The organism is Bacillota bacterium, from assembly GCA_024653485.1.
Taxonomy (GTDB): Bacteria; Bacillota; SHA-98; order UBA4971; family UBA4971; genus UBA6256.
This window is the reverse complement of the sequence record JANLFY010000005.1, coordinates 55,716-79,490: the sequence shown is the minus strand read 5'-3', so window position 1 is coordinate 79,490 and position 23,775 is coordinate 55,716. Positions and strand designations below refer to the sequence as shown.

19 protein-coding genes and 1 pseudogene are annotated in these 23,775 nt (G+C 63.1%); 19 read left to right on the top strand and 1 reads right to left on the bottom strand.

Annotated features, from left to right (window positions below):
• Positions 1-119 precede the first annotated feature (119 nt).
• The 18 genes and pseudogenes from sigK (at position 120) to NUW12_05175 (ending at position 20,294) form a co-directional block, all read left to right on the top strand.
• Entirely contained in the window at positions 120-824 is a 705-nt protein-coding gene (gene sigK, locus NUW12_05260) for an RNA polymerase sporulation sigma factor SigK (GenBank protein MCR4402180.1), read from the top strand.
• Positions 825-950: 126 nt separating this feature from the next.
• The gene (locus NUW12_05255; protein MCR4402179.1) at positions 951-1,511 is read left to right on the top strand and encodes a YqeG family HAD IIIA-type phosphatase; all 561 of its coding nucleotides are present in this window, start codon (positions 951-953) and stop codon (positions 1,509-1,511) included.
• Positions 1,512-1,721: 210 nt separating this feature from the next.
• Complete coding sequence (gene priA, locus NUW12_05250; protein MCR4402178.1) at positions 1,722-4,010, top strand: primosomal protein N'; 2,289 nt, start codon at positions 1,722-1,724, stop codon at positions 4,008-4,010.
• Between the two features lie 75 nt (positions 4,011-4,085).
• Entirely contained in the window at positions 4,086-4,544 is a 459-nt protein-coding gene (gene def / locus NUW12_05245) for a peptide deformylase (GenBank protein ID MCR4402177.1), read from the top strand.
• Position 4,545: 1 nt separating this feature from the next.
• On the top strand, positions 4,546-5,502 hold the full coding sequence (gene fmt, locus NUW12_05240; protein MCR4402176.1) for a methionyl-tRNA formyltransferase: 957 nt from the start codon (positions 4,546-4,548) through the stop codon (positions 5,500-5,502).
• Between the two features lie 270 nt (positions 5,503-5,772).
• A complete protein-coding gene (locus NUW12_05235) occupies positions 5,773-6,465 on the top strand; it encodes a zinc metallopeptidase (protein MCR4402175.1) in 693 nt (230 codons plus the stop codon).
• A gap of 30 nt (positions 6,466-6,495) precedes the next feature.
• Complete coding sequence (gene rsmB, locus NUW12_05230) at positions 6,496-7,875, top strand: 16S rRNA (cytosine(967)-C(5))-methyltransferase RsmB (protein MCR4402174.1); 1,380 nt, start codon at positions 6,496-6,498, stop codon at positions 7,873-7,875.
• A gap of 250 nt (positions 7,876-8,125) precedes the next feature.
• Positions 8,126-9,724 carry a SpoIVB peptidase gene (gene spoIVB, locus NUW12_05225; GenBank protein MCR4402173.1) on the top strand — a complete coding sequence of 533 codons (1,599 nt, stop codon included), beginning with the start codon at positions 8,126-8,128 and terminating at the stop codon, positions 9,722-9,724.
• A gap of 118 nt (positions 9,725-9,842) precedes the next feature.
• Positions 9,843-10,622, top strand: a complete 780-nt coding sequence (spo0A, locus tag NUW12_05220; GenBank protein MCR4402172.1) for a sporulation transcription factor Spo0A — start codon at positions 9,843-9,845, stop codon at positions 10,620-10,622.
• 154 nt (positions 10,623-10,776) lie between these two features.
• A complete protein-coding gene (gene steA, locus NUW12_05215) occupies positions 10,777-11,901 on the top strand; it encodes a putative cytokinetic ring protein SteA (protein MCR4402171.1) in 1,125 nt (374 codons plus the stop codon).
• A 55-nt stretch (positions 11,902-11,956) separates the two neighbouring features.
• Positions 11,957-12,859: a copper transporter gene (locus tag NUW12_05210; GenBank protein ID MCR4402170.1), complete on the top strand. Its 903-nt coding sequence runs from the start codon at positions 11,957-11,959 to the stop codon at positions 12,857-12,859.
• Positions 12,856-13,560, top strand: a complete 705-nt coding sequence (locus NUW12_05205) for a glycosyltransferase family 2 protein (GenBank protein ID MCR4402169.1) — start codon at positions 12,856-12,858, stop codon at positions 13,558-13,560. Before NUW12_05210 ends, NUW12_05205 begins: the two co-directional genes overlap by 4 nt.
• A 21-nt stretch (positions 13,561-13,581) precedes the next feature.
• A complete protein-coding gene (locus NUW12_05200) occupies positions 13,582-14,397 on the top strand; it encodes a hypothetical protein (GenBank protein MCR4402168.1) in 816 nt (271 codons plus the stop codon).
• Positions 14,398-14,504: 107 nt separating this feature from the next.
• Positions 14,505-15,386, top strand: a complete 882-nt coding sequence (locus NUW12_05195; protein MCR4402167.1) for a deoxyribonuclease IV — start codon at positions 14,505-14,507, stop codon at positions 15,384-15,386.
• Positions 15,387-17,624: a hypothetical protein gene (locus NUW12_05190; protein ID MCR4402166.1), complete on the top strand. Its 2,238-nt coding sequence runs from the start codon at positions 15,387-15,389 to the stop codon at positions 17,622-17,624. It begins immediately after the preceding gene.
• 276 nt (positions 17,625-17,900) lie between these two features.
• Positions 17,901-18,236 (top strand): annotated as a pseudogene (locus NUW12_05185) (cell wall hydrolase).
• A 218-nt stretch (positions 18,237-18,454) separates the two neighbouring features.
• Positions 18,455-19,276, top strand: coding sequence for a polysaccharide deacetylase family protein (locus tag NUW12_05180; protein MCR4402165.1), 822 nt, complete (start codon positions 18,455-18,457; stop codon positions 19,274-19,276).
• A complete protein-coding gene (locus NUW12_05175) occupies positions 19,269-20,294 on the top strand; it encodes a polysaccharide deacetylase family protein (protein MCR4402164.1) in 1,026 nt (341 codons plus the stop codon). Before NUW12_05180 ends, NUW12_05175 begins: the two co-directional genes overlap by 8 nt.
• 38 nt (positions 20,295-20,332) lie before the next feature.
• Here NUW12_05175 and NUW12_05170 read toward each other — a convergent pair whose 3' ends face one another.
• The gene (locus NUW12_05170) at positions 20,333-21,820 is read right to left on the bottom strand and encodes a glycosyl hydrolase family 18 protein (protein ID MCR4402163.1); all 1,488 of its coding nucleotides are present in this window, start codon (positions 21,818-21,820) and stop codon (positions 20,333-20,335) included.
• A 502-nt stretch (positions 21,821-22,322) separates the two neighbouring features.
• Between NUW12_05170 and NUW12_05165 the strand changes: the two genes are divergently transcribed.
• A complete protein-coding gene (locus NUW12_05165; protein ID MCR4402162.1) occupies positions 22,323-23,750 on the top strand; it encodes an insulinase family protein in 1,428 nt (475 codons plus the stop codon).
• The last annotated feature ends 25 nt before the right edge of the window (positions 23,751-23,775 follow it).

Below are 23,775 nucleotides of genomic sequence, written 5' to 3'. Positions count from 1 at the left end.
CGGCCGCGGCGTGACGATGGTGCCTGCTATTCCTGGCGACGCCACTGGTATGGACACGCACTTTCGGATGGTCTGTTCATATCTATACTAGTGAGTCTTTCGCAGGGGGTGGCAGGCACGTGCTAGATCTCCTGATAGGTTCGGCATTGCTTCTGCGAGGATTATGGTTCCTCGCGTCCTACATATCGAGCGGCAATGTGTTCCCGCCGCCCCTTTCCGAGAAGGAGGAAGCCGAGGTCCTGGCTCGAAAGGAGAAGGGCGACGAGGAGGCGAGGAACATCCTCATAGAACGCAACCTCAGGCTCGTCGCGCACATAGTGAAGAAATTCGAAGGAACCGGGGAAGACCAGGAGGACCTCATATCCATAGGGACGATCGGCCTCATAAAGGCGATAGATACATTCAACCAGAGGAAGAAGACGAGGCTTGCCACGTACGCCGCGCGGTGCATCGAGAACGAGATTCTGATGCATCTACGCGCGACTCGCAAGAGCAAGGGCGAGATCCTGCTGTACGACCCCATTGGCGCAGACAAGGAGGGCAACGAGATCACCCTCATCGACGTTCTAGGGAGCGAGCCTGACGAGGTGACCCTCGTCATCGAAGGCGCGGTGGAGGAAGGGAAGCTGGCAGAGAAAGTGCGTGAACTCAGCAGACGCGAGAAGAAGGTCATAGAGATGCGCTACGGGCTCGGGGACGGGTTGCGGAGGACGCAGAGGGAGATCTCAAGGCACTTGGGTATCTCACGTTCCTACGTGTCTCGCATCGAGAAGAGGGCGCTCCTCAAGCTCCAAAGGCAGATGATCGCCGAGGGCTTCAATTGACCGGAGACACCGAAACCGACCGCGGCATTCCGCAACCTGCGCCTCGAGGCCGCAAGGCCAACATCCTCGCCGAAACCAGGCACGCATGGTATAATACCACCATAGGCACAGTTGCTGCCTGGAGGGATGGGCTTGCTCTCCTTGTTGTGCCCCGACCTGTACGTGCCATCCATCTATCGGGTGGACCTCTCGCGGCTCACCGACCGCGGCATTAGGGGTTTGGTGCTCGATATCGACAACACGTTCGTCGACTGGGGAAGCGCGGACATCCCTGCGGGGGTGCTTGCCTTCCTCGACGACGCGAAGGCACGGGGCATCCGGGTCTGCGTGCTCTCGAACAACCTTCGCAGGCGCATAGAGGCCATCTCGCGCGCCCTCGGGATCCCGGCCGCGAGAGGCATCAAGCCGATGAGGTCCGCATTCCGCGCCGCATTGGGCGTGCTCGGAACTTCTCCTAACGAAACCGCTGTCATAGGCGATCAGATCTTCACCGACATCCTCGGAGGAAACCTCCTTGGTATGTACACCATCCTCGTTGTCCCCACTTCCCGCAGGGAATTCGTGACGACCCGCGCCGTGAGGAAGCTCGAGAGAGCGGTGCTGCGCTGCCTCACCAGGAGAGGTATGCTGTCCCTCGAGAGCTGCGAGTCCCGGGCGCCGGGCGGAGCCGAGCATCCCAAGCGATAGAGGGCAATTGCCATGGAAAGACAGGAAAGACAGGGCCGCTCGAGCAAGGCCGCGGCGCGACCGTGACACGGCAACGGACAAGCATGAGACCGGGATACACGCCATGCGCGGAGCGCAGACTAACGAGAAGGGCACACGCGTCAACGTGTGAAGGTTTTTGTTTCCTCGCGTAGAAAAACAAGGGTACAGCTTGCGCGGGGAGGCAGTGTCTTGTTTGCCGAGGTAGTCGTGGACGTCCCAACTGTAAAGGCCCAGAAGCCGTTTCATTATGGGGTCCCCGCTCGCCTGAGGGAAAGCGTGAGGGTGGGAAGCGCAGTCGTCGTGCCGTTCGGCGGTCGCAGGCTCGTGGGTTACGTGGTGGGATTCGTAGAGACGCCGGACGTGGCGAGCGTCAAGGATATCATCGAGGTGTCGCGGCAGGCGGAGCCGCTATCTGAGGAGATGATGACCCTCGCGACTTGGATGACTTCGCGCTACGTATGTCTGCCCGCTGAAGCCATCGCTCAGATGTTTCCGGCAGCGGTGCGGCGTGGGAAGGTGACCGCGAGAACCAAGACCCTCGTCGAGCTTGCCATATCCCCTGAAGAGGCTAAGGCCTTCATTGCTCGCGTCGAGCGGCGCGCGCCACGCCAGGCTGACATAGTGCGCGTTCTCCTCGAACGGGGCGGGCAAGAGGTGAGTGAGGGCGGCCAGGGAGCGCACCTCACGGCGAGCCCTGATGCGGTCCGTGCTCTGATCCGCAAGGGGGTTCTCGTGTCGAAGAGGGTGGAGGTAATGCGAAGCCCGCTGGGTGGGGCTACACCTCGAAGCAACCGGCCGACGGCGCCCATCCGGTTGACCGCGGACCAGGAAAAGGCCGTGTCCGCCGTGCTTGCGGCGATGGATAGGCCAAACCCCAGACCCATTCTGCTCCACGGTGTGACGGCCAGCGGCAAGACAGAGGTATACATGCGTGCTATAGAGGCGGCGCTGGCTCGCGGGAGATCCGCGATTGTGTTGGTTCCGGAGATAGCGCTGACGCCGCAGCTAGCCAGGGCGTTCCACGAGAGGTTCGGAGGACTCGTGGCCCTCCTTCACAGCCGGCTCTCAGCAGGCGAGAGATACGACGAATGGAGGAGGACGGAGCGGGGCGAGGCAAGGATCGTGGTGGGAGCTCGGTCTGCGGTGTTCGCGCCCCTGCGAGATCTGGGTCTCGTGGTAATCGACGAGGAGCACGAGAACTCGTACAAGCAGGAGGAATCTCCGAGATACCATGCGCGGGAGGTGGCGCGCGAGCGCGCGAGAGTCGTCGGGTGCGTATGCTTGCTCGGGTCGGCGACGCCATCTGTGGAGTCGTTCTACCGAGCGAGGACGGGCGAGTATGACTATCTTGCTCTCACGTCGCGCGTGGAGATGCGGCCGTTGCCCTCCGTGGAGATCGTGGACATGAGAGAGGAGCTTGCGAGCGGCAACAGGAGCGTGTTCTCGCGGGCGCTCGTGACAGCCGTTCGAGAACGCCTCGCCCGCCGCGAGCAGGTGATACTCTTCCTCAACAGACGTGGCCATTCCACGTTCGTGCTGTGCCGAGAGTGTGGACATGCCCTTCGCTGTCCCGAGTGCGACGTGGCCCTGACGTACCATGCCGAGGAAGGGCGCATGCGCTGTCATTATTGCGACCACGAAGAGGCCGTGCCCAATGTCTGTCCGAAGTGCGGCAGTAGTTGCATAAGGTACTTCGGCGCGGGAACGGAGAGGATAGAGCAGGAAGTTGCGCGCGTGTTTCCGCACGCGAGGGTGGTGCGGATGGACCTGGATACCACGCGCGGGAGGATGGCCCACGAGAGGATAGTCGATGCGTTCCGTGACGGGCACTACGACATCATGGTCGGCACCCAGATGGTGGCGAAGGGCCACGATTTCCCGCGAGTCACCCTAGTCGGGGTCGTGAGCGCCGACACCTGCTTGAACCTTCCAGATTACAAAGCGGGCGAGAGGACTTTTCAGCTGCTTACCCAAGCCGCGGGGCGCGCAGGGAGAGGCGAAGCGCCGGGACAGGTCATCATTCAGACATACGCACCGGACCATTATTCGGTTCGCCGCGCCAGGGACCATGACTACCTTGGGTTCTACGAGGAAGAGGTTCGCGCGAGGCGAGAGCTGTCGTATCCTCCGTTCGTGAGCCTCGTGCTCCTGGTTGTGTCAGGGGAGGATCTGGAGGAGGTGGAGCGGCACGCAAGGGGCCTCGCAGCGGCTATGCGCGTCGCAGCGAGGAAGGTGGTTTCACTGCCCCCGTCCACGAAGACGGGGTCCGGAGAGCCACCTACGACGGGCGTACGCGTATTGGGGCCCGCGCCCTGCGCGATGAGGCGAGTGAGGCGGCTCCACAGGTGGCAAGTGCTTGTAAAGGGGGCCACGGTGGAGGTCGCCGCATCGGTTGTCCGGGAAGGACTCGCGGCGTGCCCCGCTCGCTCCCGTGATATAATGGTTCAAGTGGATGTCGATCCCGAAAGCGTGTTGTAAGGGCACGCTGGCTTTGGGCTGTCGCCGATCGGGCCGCGGGGCGGCGCGGGGCGGAGGGAGGGGGACGAAACGGTCCTGGAGATACGAAAGTTCAAGGATCCGATTCTCAGAAAACAGTCTCTTCCTCTCAAGAGGGTGACTAAGGAGATACTCGTCCTTGCAGACAACATGCTGGAGACGATGTACGCGGCTGAAGGCGTGGGGCTTGCCGCTCCCCAGGTTGGCGTGCCCGTAAGGCTCATTGTGGTTGACGTGGGCGAGGGCCCCATGGTGCTCTTCAACCCGCGCGTCGTGGCCAGCATGGGGGAGGCGGTGGCGCGCGAAGGATGCCTGTCAATTCCTGGAGTTACTGGCGAGGTGACTCGAGCTGATAGGGTGATCGTGGAAGCCCTCAGCCCGAACGGCAGCGGGGTCCGGCGGGTGGAGGGCGAGGGTCTCCTCGCAAGGGCTCTGCAACATGAGATAGACCATCTTGACGGGGTACTCTTCATCGATAAGGCTACAGACATCGTGGAAGAGCGGGTTGATGAGTGACATGGTCGTCGTCTTCATGGGGAGCCCCGACTTCGCAGTCCCTTCCCTTCGTGCCGTGATCGAGGCGGGGCATAGCGTGGCATGCGTAGTCACCCAGCCTGACAAGGCTAGGGCGCGAGGCAGGCGGCTTGCGCCTACGCCAGTGAGGGAATTCGCCGAGTCGCGCGGACTGCGCGTGCTTACACCAAGAACGCTGAAAGACGAGAACGTTCTCAACTCCTTGCGCGAAGCGGCGCCCGACGTCATCGTGGTAGTGGCGTACGGTCTCCTCCTGCCTCCCGAGGTCCTGGCTATCCCGAAACACGGCTGCGTCAACGTGCATGCCTCTCTCCTCCCCAAGTACCGTGGGGCCGCGCCGATCGAACGCGCTTTGATGGCCGGTGACCGGTCGACAGGGGTGACCACCATGTACATGGCCGAAGGGTGGGATACAGGGGACGTCATCCTTCAGGAAGAGATCGAGATCGGTGAGGATGTGACCGCGGGGGAGCTCCGGAAGGAGCTCGCGGAGAGAGGGGCGAGGCTCCTCGAGAAGACATTGTCTCTCATCGAATCCGGAAGGGCGCCGAGAATGAGGCAGGACGAAGAGGACGCGACATGCGCGCCCCGAGTCAGGCCCGAGGAGTTCGAGATCGATTGGTCAAGACCTGCGCACTCGATTCACAACCTCGTGAGAGCCGGAAATCCCAAGCCCGGCGCGTTCACGAGACTCCACGGTGCCATCTTGAAGATCTTCAAGGGGCGGCCGGTGCGCGACACGTCTGGGATACCTGGCTTGCCCAGCGTATGCGGTCCTCCGGGCACGGTGTGCGCAAGGCTGTCCGACGGCATCCTGGTGAGAACGGGTGAAGGGTTTTACCTCGCCACCGAGGTCCAAGCGGAGGGCGGCAGGCGCATGCCCGCCCCGGACTATCTTCGGGGCCATCCGGTGGAGCCGGGGACGGTCTTGGGGGGCTGAGACTGGCTTTCTGCGTGGCAATGCGCGTTCTGGCGTGCCGACGTTTTCGGGACTTGAGGGCGCCGCGAATGGGCGGGACGCACGCTCACAAGACGCGGTGTGCCCGGTTTGATCTGACGCCGCGGTCGGTTATAATCTAGTGGGGACTATGGTACCCACGGTACCTACGCGACCGATGTCCGGGAATGGAAGACGCGGCAGCGATCCTGCGGTCTTGGATGGGCGAGCTGAATGCCGGCGTCCGAGAGACGTCTCGAGGAGGGTTTCACCATGTTTTTCTGGGACCCGACGTATATTCTGATCTTCCCTGCGATCCTGTTCGCCATGTGGGCACAGAGCCGGGTACACGGCGTCTTCAACGCCTATTCCAGGGTGAGGGCGCATAGCGGCGTGAGCGGAGCGGAAGTGGCCAGGCGTATTTTGGATGACAGTGGGCTCCATTCGGTACGCGTCGAGCAGATTCCAGGAAGGCTGCATGACCACTACGATCCCAGGACGAGAGTCCTCCGGCTGTCTCCCGAGGTGTACGGAGGAAGCTCGCTCGCGGCCCTCGGTGTGGCGGCGCACGAAGCGGGCCACGCCATCCAGCACGCCAGCGGATACGTGCCGCTAGCCATCCGTTCGAGCCTGGTGCCAGTTGCGACGTTCGGGTCGAACCTTGCGTTTCCGCTGTTCCTCATCGGATTCGTTTTCGCGGGCACCGGCCTCGAATGGCTGATGACCCTCGGGATATGGCTCTTCGTGGGCGCCGTGGCGTTCTCGGTCGTGACTCTGCCGGTCGAATACGATGCGAGCAGGAGGGCTTTGGCGTACCTGGAACGAGGCGGGTACGTGAGCCGAGACGAGCTGCGCCATACCGGCGAGGTGCTGAGCGCTGCGGGCCTGACATATCTCGCTGCCACGGCGGTCGCCGTGACCCAGCTCCTGCGGCTCCTGATCCTGCGGGGAAGCCGGAGGGATTGAGCTAGGGTAGGCATGGGGATGGGTCTCACGGTGGACGCGGTCTGCAGTGCTCGCGGGGCGGCCCTGCGGGCGTTGATGGACATCGATGAAAGAGGGGCGTACGCCGCGATCGCAAGGGATCGCGCTCTGAAGGTCGTGCGGCTTTCGGAGCGCGATCGCGCTCTTGCGACCGAACTGGTCTACGGCGTGACGAAGATGCGCAAGGCCCTAGATCACGCGATCGGAGCCTTCGCAGCACGGCCGGTGGAGCGAATGGACGCGGTTGTGCGCAACGCGCTTCGTCTTGGTGCGTACCAGGTTCTTTACCTGTCGCAAGTTCCGGCGCCTAGCGCCGTGAGTGAAGCCGTTGAACTTGCCCGCGCCTTCGGGCACGAAGGAGCCGGCGCCTTTGTGAACGCGGTCTTGCGGGCGCTCGTCGGGGCAAGCGGGAAGATCGATTTCCCAGACGCGGCCGATGAGCCAGTTGACCATATTGCGGTCAGATATTCCCACCCGGAGTGGATGGTCTCCAGGTGGGTCCACAGGTTTGGTTTCGAAGAGACGGCGCGCCTGTGCGCCGCGAACAACGAAAGTCCTCCCGTGACCATCAGGGTGAACGCTCTCAAGACGTCCCGTGAACGGCTCCTATCGGGACTCGTCACGGCGGGGTTCGACGCTCGCCCGTCGCCCTACGTGCCCGAAGCTGTGGAGGTCTGCGGCGGCGCGGGCCTCTTCTCTCATGAGTCGTACGCAAACGGGGAGTTCCTGGCCCAAGACCAGAGCTCCATGCTCGCGTCGTACGTGCTGGACCCTCTTCCGGGCGAACGCGTGCTCGACATAGCGGCTGCACCTGGGGGAAAGACGACCCACATCGCGGAGCGCATGGGAGATCAGGGCGAGATCGTCGCCGCGGACGTGCACGCACACAGGGTAAGACTCCTTCAGGAAAACGCAAGACGGCTCGGCGTCCGATCCATCAAGGCCGTGGTTCTGGACGCTACGGATCCTCAAGCCTTTGCCGCTGAAGCCACGTCACGACCGTTTGACAGGGCGCTCGTGGATCCTCCGTGCACCGGCACCGGCGTGTTGAGACGGCGGCCGGACCTCAGGTGGCGCAGGAGCTTGCGCGACATCTCAGACCTTGCGGTCGTGCAGGCTCGGCTCCTTGCGGCTGCTGCGGCGGTCGTGAAACCCGGAGGCATAGTCGTGTACAGCACGTGCAGCATCGAGCCAGAGGAGAACGGTGGAATCGTGGAGGGTTTTCTCAGGGAGCACCCGGGTTTCTCGCTCGAGCCGGCTGCACCGTACTTGCCGCGCGAGTTCGTGGAGGCCTTCCCCGGACAAGGCCTGCCTTACGTCGAGACTTTCCCCCACATCCACGCGATGGATGGCTTTTTCATCGCCCGCTTGGCGCGGCGTCCCGAGCCGTGAAAACGAGCCTCATCTCTGGCTGGCACAAGCATAATCGCTTGTCATGGGCATCACTGCCTGCTGGGTGATGGCCGCCCTTCGCTTGACATCCCAAAGCATGACATGCAGAGTTTTGCGGGCATAAAAACGATGCTCCCGGGCAGGGTAATCTTGCAGGCGTAGTCGCAGGTCAAGGAGGCGCGAAAGACTTGCCTCCTTGACCTGCGACTTTGGATGCCTGCGACATGTATCATGCCGGGGGTTGCCGCGCTTGAAAGGCACTTTTGTCACCGCACGAGAGAAGAGCGAGCGAATACGTCTCGAGAGCAGCGACGGGCTCAGCTTAGTCGACAGCGTCAAGAACGGCACTGGCACTGCCGATACAGACGATTCCCGGGCTGCACCCTGTGACCACGGACAAGGGGGGCGCCGAGGCAGGCGTGGCCGCTCGCCTGGGTCAGGGGCGCGTTCCGCGCTCCTCCTTGCGATTCTAGCCTGTGCCATCGGATACTGCCTGACTTTCGGGACGCTTCCCGACAGGGTCACGGTCCTCGTTGGTTCAACGAAAGATCTCTGGGTCCGTGCTCCGTTGGACGTGAAGTTCCGGCTCACGGGCGAAGAACTCGTGCGTATGGACGCCGTATCCTCGAGCGCGGGGGGCGCCATTCGAGGGCGTGGGGCGGGCGTGAGACTCGTTCCTCTTGCCCAGGGCGATACCAGCCTCGAGGTTCGACTCTTGGATGTGATTCCGGTCAAGCGTCTCCTCGTGAGCGTCGTACCGGAGGTGAGGGTCGTTCCTGGTGGACACGCCATAGGAGTGCTCCTGTCAACAAAGGGCGTGGTGGTGGTGGGGCATTACCCTGTGGTCGGAAGCGACGGCAGACGCTCTTACCCTGCACGGGAAGGGGGGATCGAGGTTGGCGACGTCATTGTAAGCATAAACGGTCAGCCCGTCGAAGGCAAGTCTGAAGTGGAACGGCTGGTCGACTCCGCGGGAAGGAGCGGAAAACCGGTGGAGATCAAGATCATTCGCGACTCGAGGACGTTCACTGTTCGCGTGAAGCCCGTGAAGGTCGAGGAGGATGCCTCATCCGAGCCAGTGAGGCAGGGGGCACAGGCACGGTACAAGATTGGCGTGTGGGTTCGCGAGAACGCCGCGGGAGTGGGGACGCTATCCTTTTACGAGCCTGAGTCCCGGGTGTACTGCGCCCTAGGGCACCTGATAACCGACGCCGCGACTAACAGAGAAGCGGATGTCACGCGCGGAAGGATCGTTCAGGCGCACATCCTGGGCATCCATCAGGGGAACCGGGGCCAACCAGGGGAGAAGGTTGGAAGCTTCAGCGGCGAACAAGACGTTATCGGCACGATAGAGAGGAACACCAAGTTCGGCATCTTCGGCACTCTCACGAGGGCTCCGTCGAATCCCCACTTCAGCTCGGCTATCCCCATCGCCATGGCGGAGGAGGTCACTCCCGGTTACGCAGACATCTACACGGTGGTGGAAAACAGCCGCGTTGACAGGTTCCGCGTAGAGATCCAGCGGGTGGCTAGGCAGGCAACCCCGCAAGTGAAAGGCATGGTGATACGAGTGGTGGATCCCAGGCTACTCGCGATCACAGGCGGAATCGTGCAAGGCATGTCCGGCAGCCCGATAGTCAAGGACGGGAAGCTCGTTGGCGTGCTCACGCACGTCTTCGTGTCCGACCAGACCAGGGGCTACGGCGTGCTCGCGGAATGGCTTGCCAGGGAGGCCGGACTCTTCACGCGTGCAGCCAAGTCTGAGGCAGCGACGACCAGGCCCAGGCCCGCGCTCGTGCCGAGCGTCCTGCCGGTTCAGGAGGACGAGCCGTACTCTCGGGCGGCATAGGAAGCGCCGGGATTTTCGTCGAGGGGGGCAGGACTTCGTGGGGTGGCGTAGAATCCTATGGCAGCGATGAACGAGGCTACTGTGCCAGTATCTGTCAGCCTGTGGATGGGGTGGTTCTATGGCTTCTGGTCGGACGCGCGTTCTCATCGTCGACGACAACCATGAACTGTGCGATGTCCTGAAGGAGTTCATCGACGCCCAGCCCGACATGGAAGTGGTCGGGCTTGCCTATGACGGCCTGGAAGCCATCGACAGCATATCCACCACCAACCCGGATGTGGTGGTTCTCGACATCATCATGCCGCATCTAGACGGGATCGGCGTGCTCGAGCGCCTCGCAAGGCAAGACATGCCGAAACGGCCGAGATTCGTGATGCTTACCGCCATAGGGCAGGAACACATGACCCAGAGCATCATAGAGCTAGGCGCCGACTACTACCTCCTCAAGCCGTTCGACATGGAGACGCTAGCCCAGCGGATCCGACAGGTGGCTCAAAGCGGTGGGGTCGCGAGGAAGAGAAAGCTAGGTTCCACAGATGCTCCGCGCGACCTCAACACCGAAGTAACGCGGATCATCCATGAAATGGGAATCCCGGCCAATATCAGAGGCTACATGTACCTGAGAGAGGCTATCATAATGGTGGTCAACGAGGTCGGGCTGCTAGGTGGGGTGACGAAGGAGCTGTATCCACGGGTGGCCCAGAAATTCGATACCACCGCTCCCAGGGTTGAGCGCGCAATCCGACATGCGATTGAAATAGCCTGGACACGCGGGAACATTGACTTCCTGCACAGCGTTTTCGGACACACGGTGAGCAGCGAGAAAGGCAAGCCCACCAATTCGGCGTTCATAGCACGGATTGCCGACAAGCTTCGTCTCGAGATGCGCGCGAGCTGAGCCTGCTCCGCCGGCGCTTTCGACATCGCCCAAGAGTTCTCGGAGAATCCTGGAATGTGTTTTGAAAGGACAACCCCGGAATGATATGTTCCGGGGTTCAGTATACTATTTCACGAGAGGGGGAGATAGCAGGGAATTCACGGAGGGCGTCCACGTGAGGTGCAAAGGCGTAGCCAGGGTGGACCGGAGGACGAAGAACCTCTTGGCCCGCTTGCGCCCAGGCGACATTGCTGTCGTTGACCACGAAGACATCGATGTGGTGGCATGCGAGTCCCTCGTCGCAGCCGGGGTTCGCGCTGTGGTGAACGCGCGCAGATCCATGAGCGGCAGGTACCCCAATCCCGGGCCGATTTCGCTGTGCCGTGCGGGGGTGTACATTGTTGACGAGGTTGGCCGCGAGGTCCTGGACCTCGTGAGGGACGGCGATCTCATCGAGCTGGAGGGGAACTCAGTCGTGAGGGACGGAACGGTAGTGAGCCAGGGCCGGATCCAGACGCTCGCATCTTTGGAGCGCGAGCTCGGCCGGGCGCGGAAGGAGCTCGCTCGCGAGCTCGACGCGTTCGTGTCCAACACCATTGAGTACGCGCGCCGCGAGAAGTCGGCGATCCTGGGTGGTCTCGCGTTTCCGCCGCTCCGCACGAGGCTTGTGGGCAGGCACGCGCTCGTGGTCGTGAGGGGCAGGGACTATAAGGAGGATCTTCGGGCCATTCGCTCCTATATCGAAGAGGTGCGTCCCGCCATCATCGCCGTCGACGGAGCTGCCGATGCGCTCCTTGAGATGGGGTTCTTCCCGGACGTCATCGTGGGGGACATGGACAGCGTTTCCGACGACGCCCTTCGACGCGGCAGTGAACTGGTGGTTCACGCGTACTCCGACGGCAGGGCGCCAGGCCTGGATCGGATCAAGCGGCTCGGCCTCGAAGCCGCCGTTTGCCCCGTCCCCGGTACCAGCGAAGACCTGGGTATGCTCCTCGCGTACGAGAACGGCGCGGAACTGATCGTCGCTGTCGGCACCCACACGAGTGTGGAGGACTTCCTCGACAAGGGCAGGCCGGGTATGGCGTCCACGTTCCTGACCCGCCTGAAGCTAGGCTCTCTCCTCGTGGACGCGAAAGGCGTGAGCAAGCTGTACACGGGACGCGTGAGGGTGGGCTATGTCATCCTTCTCGTCATCGCGGCGCTGGTTCCGCTGGCCCTTGCCGGCGCCGAGTCGGACATGGTCAGGCAGATTCTCAGGCTCTTGCTCATCAGGCTGAGATTGGACGTAGGCTTGCTTTGACGTCGAGGCCTGAGCCCGGTCTTGCGGTGGAGCGTGAAGAGGTGGCACCGCCGTGATGGTCGACATGAAATACCACTTGGCTTCCCTGGTCGCCGTGTTCCTCGCGCTCGGGGTCGGTATCCTGGTGGGAAGCGCGCTTGTGACCGATAGCGCTCTGGTGGAGAGGCAGGAGCAGATGATCGACAGGCTGGAGGAGGACTTTGCTAGGATGAGGGCGGAAAAGGAGGACCTGAGCGGGCGTCTCGCCGCATCCCAGAGGCTCCTCGCCGCATCTCTGGAATTCGAGGAATCGGCGGCGTCGCTTCTCGTTCGGGGAAGACTCTCGGGCAAACGCGTAGCGATAGCAGTGTGCCACGACGCAATGTCTCCAGAGGAAGTGGAGAAGATCTGCAGCATCCTCGAAGACGCCGGAGCACGCGTGGCTCGGGTGGTGTACGTCAACAAGGACCTCGTCCCGGCTGCAGGCACGGACGCGAGGGAGGCCGCATCGCTGTTCGGGCTGAGCGAGACCGAGTCTGATCTCATAGGGCTCGAGGCCGCTCGCGCCCTCGCAGCCTACCTGGCGTTCCACGAGGCGAGCCAAGTCGCTGACGCCCTCTTCCTGTGGGGGTATGCCACTCTGCGCGGACAGGAAGAGCTTCTCCCGAATGATTCCGCTGATGCCGTGGTCGTGGTGGTTGGTAGCTCCGACCCCGCGTCGGGCCCGGCTGACGCTGGGATCCCGATGGTGAGGGCGCTCAAGGACCTCGGGGTGGAGGTCGTGGGCGCTGAGAGCTGGGACGTGAAGGTCTCCCACATCGCCGACTATAGGAGGGAAGGCATTCCCACAGTGGATTGTGCAGACGTTCCGCTTGGCCGGCTTCTCCTGGTCCACGCACTGGCCGTGCAAAAGGGCAACTTCGGAATCAAAGGCGCTTCAGAAACCCTCGTCCCGGAAATGTGGGGGATTCCTCAGTGAGCAGGCTCATCTCCGTGATCATCCCCGCTTACAATGAGGGGTCCACGGTAGCCTCCACCGTCCGGGCGGCCCGCGCAGGCGTCGTGGCATGCGGCTTTCCATGCGAAGTACTGGTCGTCGATGACGGGTCCGTTGACACAACCGCACAGGCGGCCGAGGCTGCGGGAGCCCGCGTCGTGAGTCTGGGACGGCGGTCGGGCAAAGGCGCGGCCCTCACCGAAGGCGTGTGGCAGACGACTGGAGACGTAGTGGCCTTCCTCGATGCCGATCTGGGGGATAGCGCGTCCGAGGTGGAAAAGCTCATCGCGCCGGTAGTGCGAGGCGAGGTCGACATGACGATCGCTAGGTTCAGGCGGACACGGCGAGGGACCGCGGCGGGTGGGTTCGGCATAGTCAAGGGCATGGCGAAGACGGGCATCAGGTGCCTCGCGGGCCTTTGGGTGTCTGCGCCTCTGTCAGGGCAGCGGGCTGCAAGGCGCGACGTCGTGCTTGCGCTCACGCCGTTTGAGAGCGGTTTCGGTGTGGAGGTCGGTATGACGATCGACGCGGCGAGGCGCGGATACCGCATCGCGGAGGTCGATTGCGAGATGTCGCACCGGGCGACGGGCAGGGACTTCGCAGGGTTCCTCCATAGGGGCAGGCAGTTGTATTGGGTGACGAGGGCCCTCGCCTGTCGCGCTCTTCGCGTCCCGAGGACGTGAGCTGCGAGGTGAGACCGAGCGGTGCTCGAGTGTCTGGTGTTGGCGTACGCGCTTGCGCTGGTCATCGCGCCGCCCGCGCGCGACGTGCTGGTGCGCCTCGGCCACGTTCGGCCCAACTACGCAGGGCGCGTCGTGCCCTCCTCAATGGGAGCCCCACTTGTCTTGTGTGCCGCTGTGGCTTGCGTAACCGTCGCGGCACCGAGCGGCAGCGGCCAGCCCTCGTCCATGCCATGCCTTCTCCTTGTGACGGCATGTACGCTCGCTGGCGTGGTGGACGACGTCTTCGGGTCAGGTGAGAACCGCGGCTTGGTGGGGCACGCGGCGGCGCTCGTGAGACGCGGGACCCTCACCACAGGGATCCTCAAAGCCGTCGCAATCGTCATCTCCGCGGCGTTATCCGTTCGAGCTGCTGCCCCGTCCCTCCCTTTGACCACGCTCCTCATGGATGCCGCGATCGTTGCGCTGGCCGCCAATCTCTCCAACCTCCTGGACCTCAGGCCCGGCCGGGCCGCAAAGGCCTATGTGGCTGGTGCGGCGGCGCTCTCGCTGGTGACGGGACTGCCCGCTCCAGCGCTCGTGCCTGTCGCCCTTGCCGGGGCGGTGCTCGCGGGAATGAAGGACGACCTGAGGGAGGGCAGCATGCTCGGGGATGCCGGGAGCAACCCGCTCGGAGCCGCGCTCGGCTACTGGGTCGTGCTTTCCACGCCGCTTGTCGCGAGAGCGGTGATCCTCGTCTTGCTGGGCCTCTTACACGCTTACTCGGAGCGTCACTCATTGACAGCCCTCATCGAGAGGAACTCCGTCCTCCGATTCCTCGACGGTCTAGGTCGAAGGTGACAGCCGGCTGACGGCGGGGTGCCCGTGCCGTGCGCGTGATCTTGCTTGCCACCGGGTGAAGGAGATCCGTCCCATGCAGCGAATAGGTGGTGTCGTGGTGATGCGCCGTGAGGTTTGGAGCCCACGTCAATAGGGCGGGCGGTTTGGTTGGAGCTCTCGATTCGGCTCGGGCCCTAGGGTGCGATACGATTCAGATGTTCTCGCGAAGCCCCCGGAGCCTACGCCAGGGACCCGTGGACGAAGGAGAGGTCCGGCTCTTCAGAGAGGGTCGTGCAGCCGCTGGCATTCGGCCGTTGATTCTCCACGCTCCGTATCTACTCAATCTCGCTTCTCCCAAGCAGGACACGCACGCGGCTTCACGCGACGCCTTGGCCCACGATATCGCGCTTGCGAAGGCACTTGGCGCGGACATGCTCGTCTTTCATCCCGGCAGCCACCTGGGATCAGGAGATGCGGCGGGAACGTCGCGGATAGCCCAGGCGATAGTGGAGGCGTGCGATATTGCACGCCATGAGCCGCCGCCTCCGAACGAGCCTGGGCAGGGGCCGCGCCTTCTTCTGGAGATGGTGTCGGGGGCGGGCACGGAAATCGGAAAGACCTTCGAGGAGCAGGCGGAGATCATAGACCGCGCGCGAGGAGTGGCGCTCGGAATCTGCCTCGATACCTGCCACATCTTCGCAGCCGGATACGAAGTCAGAACGGTCGAGGGGCTGTCACGGGTCCTCGATGAACTCGAAGCCACTCTCGGCGCGAGCAGGCTTGCGCTGGTGCACGCGAACGATTCCGTTGGAGACCTGGGGTCGCGACTCGACCGCCACGCGGACATCGGGAAGGGCCGCATCGGTGAGGAGGGCTTTCGCGTCATCCTCGGCTGCACAAGGCTCGCAGATCTTCCGTTCGTGCTTGAGACGCCCCGAACGACCATCGATGATGACGCGCGCAACCTCGCTGCCCTGCGTCGCATAGCAGCGGAGGCGGTGAGGTGGTAGATGGAGCGATGCGGCAGGGACGAGGTCGCGGCGGTGTTCGGTGCCCACGGCCCGCTGGCGAGGACGTTCGCGGGCTATGAGGAAAGACGGCCTCAGATCGACATGGCCCTTGCGGTGTGGAAGGCCTTTTCCACGTCTCGCCATGCGGTCATAGAGAGCGGCACGGGCACGGGCAAGTCGCTGGCTTACCTTGTGCCGGCGGTGCTGTGGGCGCGCGCAAGCAACGAGAAGGTGATCGTGTCCACGAACACGATAAACCTCCAGGAACAGCTGATTCGCAAGGATCTTCCAGCGCTGGCCCGGGCTCTCGAAGTTCCATTCAAGTTCACGCTCGTCAAGGGCAGGGCCAACTATGTGTGCAGACGTAAGCTCGCGTGCGTTGTCGACGGAGCTGACGCGCATCTGCCAGCAGGACCGGATGTCCGGCATGCGTTGGAGGCGCTCCTGGCGCGCCTATCAGAGGCGTCCTCCGACTCAGAGTCCGATCTTCGCACTCTTGCACCTTCAGAGCTTTGGGACCGAGTTGCTTCCGATTCCATGTCCTGCCTGCGCTCAAAGTGTCCGCATCTGTCGATGTGCTATTTCGCGAGGGCGAGGCGGGAGATGGAGGAAGCTGACGTGCTGGTCACGAACCACCATCTCCTGTTTTCCGACCTGGCGCTCAGGACCACGTCCCCTGGCTGCCCCGGAGCCCGGGTGCTTCCAGATTATCGCTTCGTAGTCTTCGATGAGGCCCACAATGTCCCCGATGTGGCCGCAGAGAGGCTTGGCCGGCGGGCCAGCCTCGTGCAAATGCGAAGGTGCTGCCAAGATCTGGTGGGGACGGAACGAGAGCGCCGCGCGAGCGAATCCGGGCTTCTTCCCTCGCTCCGGGTGAGCCTGTTCCGAGGAACAGGAAGGCTTGATGACGCGACCCTCGGAGCGTTGGGGCGGCTACTGGACGCGGCGATCGCAAATGTCAAACGTCTGGGCGAGAGCGTCGCGTGGTTCTTCGATTCGTTCGCCAGGGCGGTCGACGAGTCGGCGGATTGGGAAGGGCGTGTCCGACGTGCGCGGCGCGAAGGCGAGTGGAGGGCCGGAGGTGGCGCGCGAGCCGAGCACGAGCGCGAAACCCAACTCGCTGTGAGGCTGGTCGGGCGGGTCACCGAGGGACGGCTGTGGAGGGAGGACGTGGTTCCCGGCGCGCAGCGTGTCGTGGCAAGGGCGGATGAGGTCGCCCGAGACCTTGCGTCGATTCTCGACACCCTGGCGGATCTGGAGGCCGACGCTGACGAACGCCTCCAGGAAGCCATGGCCGACGTCCAAGGGGCGGCGGCGAGGCTTTCAGCGGAGGCCGCGTCTCTCGATTTCGTGATGCGCCGGTCTGATTGCGGCCACGTGTATTGGGCGGAGTTGACTCCGCACGACATAGCCCTCGTGGCGACGCCGCTCGAGGTCGGGCCGATCCTCGGGGAGCACCTGTTCTCGCGGGTGGAGTCGGCCGTGTTCACGTCGGCCACCATGACCGTGCGCCGCGAGTTCGCGTTCTTCCGGAAGGAGGTGGGCCTCGTAGACCTCGATGAGCCTCCTGTGGAGGCTGTCTTCGACTCGCCTTTCGATTTTCCGAGACAGGCATTGCTTGCTGTTCCGTGCGACCTCCCACAACCCCATGACCCGGAGTTCCAAGACGCGGCAGCAAGGGCAATATCGGACATTGTGACGGCGTCCAAGGGACGTGCCTTTGTTCTGTTCACGTCCATGGACATGCTCCATCACACCCACGAGAAGATTCGTTCGTGTCTCGAGAGGTCGGGGATCCCAGTTTTCAGACAGGGCGACATGCCGCGTCACGTCATGTTGGAACACTTCCGCGAAAGTCCCGGCGTTCTCCTAGGAGCGGACAGCTTCTGGCAAGGCGTGGACGTGCCCGGAGAGGCGCTCTCGTGCGTCATCCTGGTCAAGCTGCCGTTTCAAGTGCCCACGAACCCGGTGGTGGAAGCGAAGGTCCAGGCCGCGGAGCAGGCCGGGGAAAGCGGCTTTTACTCGTACGCCCTTCCCAGCGCCGTGATGCGGTTCCGCCAGGGCTTCGGAAGGCTCATAAGATCCAGCGAAGACAGGGGCGTTGTTGTCGTGCTGGACAAGAGGCTCGTGGAGAAGCCCTACGGCAGGATCTTCCTCTCGTCTCTCCCGGCGGGCGTCGAGTGCCTCACAGGCTCTACCGCGGAGGTCGCCTCTGCCGTGCGGGCCTGGCTGGACTAGTCCAACATCTGCCTTGACACGATCTTCCGGTTGTCCCCTCCCGCGCCCGTATGCTATTATACGCTCACAAGTTCGTATGGACGGGGCTGGCAAGCCCGGTCCCGCCCGGCGCGCCTCTGCGCGCCACGACAAAGTACCAGGTAAGGAGGTAACGCCATGAGACACGGCAAGACCAGACTCTTGCTCGTTTGTATCCTGGCCGTGCTATTCGTCTCGTCGGCGCAGCTTCTCGTTCCGTCGGGCGATGTCGCGGGCGCTGCGTCATCCGATTACCAGCTTCTTGCTCACGTAATCGCTGGCGAGGCGAGAGGGGAGCCGTACCTAGGGAAGGTCGCCGTGGGCGCGGTCGTCATGAACAGGGTGAAGAGTCCGCTCTTTCCCAACACGATAGCCGGGGTGGTCTACGAACCCTGGGCCTTCACATCGGTGATGGACGGGCAGATAAGCCTGCCGCCGGACCCGGAATCCTATCGCGCGGCGCAGGACGCGCTCTCCGGGTGGGATCCCACCCACGGTGCCCTCTACTTCTACAATCCCGCGAGAACCACGTCCTACTGGATCTACTCCCGTAATGTCACGACGGTCATAGGAAGACACTACTTCGCGAGGTAAACTGCAGGCCGTGGATGCACCGGTTCGCCGCTGGCAGGGGCAGGCCAGGCAGCGCGGAGACGGCCGCAGGTCCGTCTCCGCCGTCGCCTCGCGGTTCGACTCGACCGGTGAGGGTTCCCGCGTGGGCCCCGCGGGCGAGGAGCTCCGCAGTCTGAGGCATTCCAGGAGGCGGCCGCGCATACGTATAAGCGGAACACGGTCCATAGGGAGTGCGGCCCATGCTCGTCGTGATAGGGCGGAACTGGCGGCGTCTGGCCGTCGCGGCCATCGTGCTGATCGCCCTCGTGCACGCTGCGGAGCTCGCCCTCGTCGGCGCGGCGAGAGCGGTCATCGCCACGGTTTCAGGAAGGCTTGTGCCTGTGTACTTCGTCGCGACCGCGGACAACAAGGTCGCCTTTACTTTCGAAGGCGGTTTCGGCAAGGATCGGACCACTGAGATCCTCGGTGTCCTCAAGGAACACGGTGTGAAGGCAACATTCTTCCTGTCAGGGAAGTGGGTCGCGGACCACCCTCTCACCGCCCGCCAGATCGTCTCCGAGGGCCACGACCTCGGGAACTACACGTATTCCGTGGTGCATCCGAACTCACTCCTCGCGTCCGAGCTCAGACGGGAGCTAGAGAAGGCCCACAAGGCCATCGAGGAGGCGACGGGCAGGGCGCCCATGATCTTCCGTCCTCCGTACGGTGAGTACAGCAACAAGGTCATCGAGTCCGCCAGAGACCTCGGATACGAGACCGTCGTATGGAGCATTGACTCGCTTGACTGGCGAGGCGCGCCTGCGGCGGATATCCAGGCCAGGGTCGTCGGCAAGATCCACAAGGGGGCCATCGTGAGGTTCCACGTCACAGGAGCTCACACGGTGGAGGCTTTGCCCGCTATCGCGGCCGAACTCGCAAAGCAGGGCTATTCCATCGTTCCACTGTCAAGCCTGCTGTTGGAGGGACGGTACTACATACACCCTCACACAGGAGAGCAGCGCCCGATAGAGCCACAGGGAGGGGCAGGGCAGCAAGAGAGGAGGGCTCCGACGGATGCGTAAAGAAAAGGACAGGTTGGTGCCCAAGCGCGAAGCGCGTTTGACCGCCATCGTGATAAGCAAGGAGACGATGCTGCTCGCGGCTTTCGCTCTTCTCGTGATGGTTTTCACGGCGGTCTTCGTGTCGTCCCTGGACGAGGTGAGACGAGTGTTCTACGGGGTCAGGCCCGGCGTGACTCTCGGGGGACGGAGAGTATCTGGTCTCCTGGCTCACGAGGTGCGACGCATCGTCGAGGCCATGGCTGAGCGCGAGCGGATCTCCCCCAAGGACGCCATGTATTTCAAGGAGACAGGGGAGGTCATAGCCGAGGAGCCGGGGACCGATGTGGACGTGGACCTCACTGTGACCCGAGTGATGAAAGCGAAGCCGGGCGAGGCCGTTGAGCTCGCGACGATCACCGTGATGCCCACCATTACAAGGAGGCTCTTCAACCCTGTGTACAAGGCTGAGACCGACCAGAAGGTCATGGCGCTCGCGGTGAACGTCGCGTGGGGCGAGGAGCACCTTCCCGCAATGCTCGAAACGCTCCGGGCTCTCAATGTGAAAGCTACGTTCTTCCTGGATGGTGAGTGGGCACAGAAGCGTCCGGAATCCGTCAAACTCCTCGCAGGCGAGGGGCACGAAATCGCGAATCACGGGGCGAGGCACGCTCACGTGGCCCGGATGCCCGAGTCGGACATCCGCGACCTCATCCTGCGGAACGAGGAGCTACTGGAAAGGCTCGGGGTGAAGCCCAGCAAGCTCTTCGCCCCGCCGTACGGCGAATGCAATCAGACGGTGACGGCGGCTGCCGCATCTCTCGGGTACACCACCATCATGTGGACCGTGGACACGATAGACTGGAACACCAGCGACCCGAGGAAAGTCGTCGAAAGGGTTGTGCGCAAGATGACTCCTGGGGCCATAGTCCTGATGCATCCGACGGATGTCTCGAACAAAGCCCTTCCCGAACTTGTCGAGACGGCGCGAAAGAACGGCTACCAGTTTGCGACCATTTCCGAGCTACTCGGAAAGAGGTGACGAGCGTGCCGCGCTGCACTGCGCGGTGCTCCGCTGTGTCACCTCAGCTTCTCACGAATGGCTTTCCAGTAGGCGTCATCCTCGTACCCCAGCTTCCATATGGCCACGCCTCCAAGACCGTACTTATCGATGAGATCGAGCTTGGGTTTTATGCTCTCTGAGGACTCAAACCATATCTCGTGGCGCTCTCCTCGCGAGTCCACGTACTTGAAATGAGGCGACCGCGCCTCAGGATCCCACGAAGGGTCGATTCCCAGATTCTTCGCGCGGTTCATCACCTGTGTATAGGGAAGAGCCACGACGCGCCCGGTGTCGAGGTTCCAGTCGTAGCCGTACGCTGGGATTCCCAGCAGGATCTTGGCGCGCGGCATCTGAGTCGTGGCGTACCTCACTACCTTCTCGACCCAGTTGTACGACGCGATGGGCCCCGGGCCGCTCGTCTTGGAATGCTCGTCGTAGGTCATGAGCATCACTCGGTCGCACACTCTCCCGAGAGCATAGTAGTCGAACGCCCCGACCCATCCAGCCCCGGCGTGATCCGCCGTCTTGGCCGGCACGGACATGGTCACCAGGTACCCGCGGGGCCTCAACTTCTCCGCGAGCTCGGTCATGAACGCCGTGAGCTTGCTGCGGTCTTGCGCATATACGTTCTCGAGATCGATGTTTACGCCATCATACCCGCCTTCCTCCAGGATGTCGAGGATGTCGGCTGCGGCTTGCGCCCGGGAGTTCGCGGTCTGCAAAAGGGCGTGGGCCCTCTTTGCGTCGAAGCCCGAGGCTGTCAGGTTGTGCACTAGAGCAAGGGCACGGATCCCGGTGGAGCGCGAGGTCTCCATAGCGCGCCGGCTCGCCTTTCCGGACACGCGGCCGCTGGCGTCCACAGGGTGCAGAAACGCTGCCATCGAATCGAGCACTTGCTGGCCCCTCGCAAGGGACCCGTGAGACGTTGGGTCACCCGGGTAGTCTTCGGTGTAGTATCCCAATACCCAGCGATCTGCCGGCGTTCCCTTCCCGGGGTCGTCGATCTCACCGGGCGCCCGCTTGGGAGCCGCACCACTTCCCCGGCCACCCTCAGTCCCCGAGGTCGGGTCTACGACCAGGAATCCCGCGATCCAGCCGATCCTGCCGTCCTGCAGTCGGACTTGGTACCAGTCGCCGTGACGGGTGAGGGTGACCAGCTTCGCGGGAGGGTTCACCATGGTGAGGGTGGGGTAAGACGTTCCAGGGCCCTTTCGTACTCTTGCCCGCTCTGTGACGGTCGTGCTGGTCCCCGACTCAAGCCTGGGTACCGGCTCGAGCCCGGGTGCCGGCGCAGCCGCCTTCCCCACGACGAGTCCTTCGCTTGTTGGCGAAGTCGGGGAAGACACATCGGCACCCAGCTGGGTCTTGACCACGGCTTTGTCGGAGACCGACACACCGGCCGCGTCTCCAGGCGGCTCGGCTGAACCCAAGGTGGGGGTCTCGTGTCTGGCTGAGAAGACTAGCAGAAGGAGGGTCAGGACGGCTGCTGCGGTTCTCGGTTCCAAGTCAAGGCCTTCCTCCTCGAGCTCAAGGTCGAGCGCAAAGTCGGTCGGACCGCGCCCCGACGCGGTCGTACGCTTAGGCGCGCTCAGGCGCAAGGCGCTACCCGCCCAAGTGTCGAGTGTGCGTGCTCGGGGACGCGCGGACGCAAACGGCGCGTAGTCTTCAAGTTCTACTGAGGAGCTTGTGATCCTTTATGAAAATTCCTCTAGCGAAGCCTGTTACTGCAAGGGCCGCCATCGTGCACCCAGCCCATTGGAACGTCACGCTGCGGCGGTCGAGTCAGCCGCCGCATTGCGGGCAGCCTCGCGAGCGCTTTACCCGCCACGGAGGGCGCTGCTCCTCAAACCCTCGGCGGAGCGGTCTTCTGCGCAAAGAGCTTGCGAAAGGAGCTCGGAACGCCGCTAGAATGACGCCTCTTCCTGACGCGCGTCGGCGCGGCATGCGGCCTGGATGCCACGGCGAGATTCTCTTGCGGCGAAAGAGGAATCATATCAGGGTAGGCGAATGTATCAATGTCTGTCGCCTTGTGACGAGGGGTGGAGAGATCTGTCAGAATCGCGTGGTTGGGTTCCATACAGGCGGACGGTTCTGCCGTGCGGCGTGAGAGTTGTCACCGAAGAGATGACTCACGTGAGGTCGTGTTCCGTCGGCATCTGGGTGAATGCTGGCTCGCGATGGGAAGACCCCGCGGAGAACGGAGTCTCTCACTTCATCGAGCACTTGGTCTTCAAGGGCACGACGACCCGATCGGCCAGGCGGATCGCTGAAGAGATAGATGGGGTCGGCGGTCAACTGAACGCCTTCACAGGCAAGGACCACACCTGTTTCTATGCGAAAGTCCTGGACGAACACGTAGATCTTGCAGTGGACATCCTATGTGATCTGGTGTGCCACCCCCTCTTGGACCCGGCGGATGTGGAGAAGGAGAGGGGCGTGGTGGCCGAGGAGATCGGGATGTACGAGGACTCACCGGAAGACGTGGTTCACGACGAGATAGCGCGAGCGGCATGGGGGAGTCTGTCGGTGGGCATGCCGGTGCTCGGAACGCAGGAGACGCTCGGCAATCTCACGAGGGACTCAGTTGCGAGGTACATGGGCGCCCACTACACTTGCGAGAACGTGGTGGTCGCAGCGGCCGGGCATGCGACCCACGAGAGGATCGTCGAGGCTGTAGAGAAACACATGAGTCTGCCGTCGTCGACGTTGACCCCCGAGGCGAGGCCATCATGGACGCCGGGCGTGCGCGTGTTCCGCCCGAAGAACACGGAGCAGGTACACATGTGCCTCGGCGTGGAGGCGTTCAACAGGAGGCACCCAAAGAGGTACGCGCTGCACGTGCTCGACATCTCCATAGGGGGAGGAATGAGCTCGAGGCTGTTTCAGAAGCTCAGGGAGGACCGGGGTCTCGTGTACTCGACGTACTCCTACGTGGCGTCCTTCGACGATGTGGGGTCCTTCATCTTCTATGCGGCCACAAGCCCAGACCGTGTCCGAGCAGTTGAGGACCTCGTTCGCGAGGAGCTCGAAGAGGTCGCATCGCGCGGAATCAGCGCCGAAGAGCTTGCGAGGGGCAAGGAGCAGCTGAAGAGCGGTCTCGTGCTGAATCTGGAAACGACGAACAGTCGTATGGGCAGGCTCGGGCGACTCGAGCTGTTTCGCGAGCCGCTCGAGACGCCGGACGAGGTGTTCAGGAGGATAGACGACGTCACCGAAGATGACGTGCGCGAGGTGGCAGCAGAGCTGCTAGCTGGGGCGGTGCCTGTTGCGGCGGCGGTCGGCCCGCGGAAGGCGAAATCGTCGTTTGTTCGGAGGGAGCGCGATGGACGGCAGGGACGGCAGGATAGACCAGAAGCTGCAGTCGCTCCGGAGGGCCATAGAGGAGCTGCGTGCCGAGCTGCACATGGCAATAGCCCGCGACGACGGAAGGCTTGACGGAACGGCTACGCACCGCATCAGC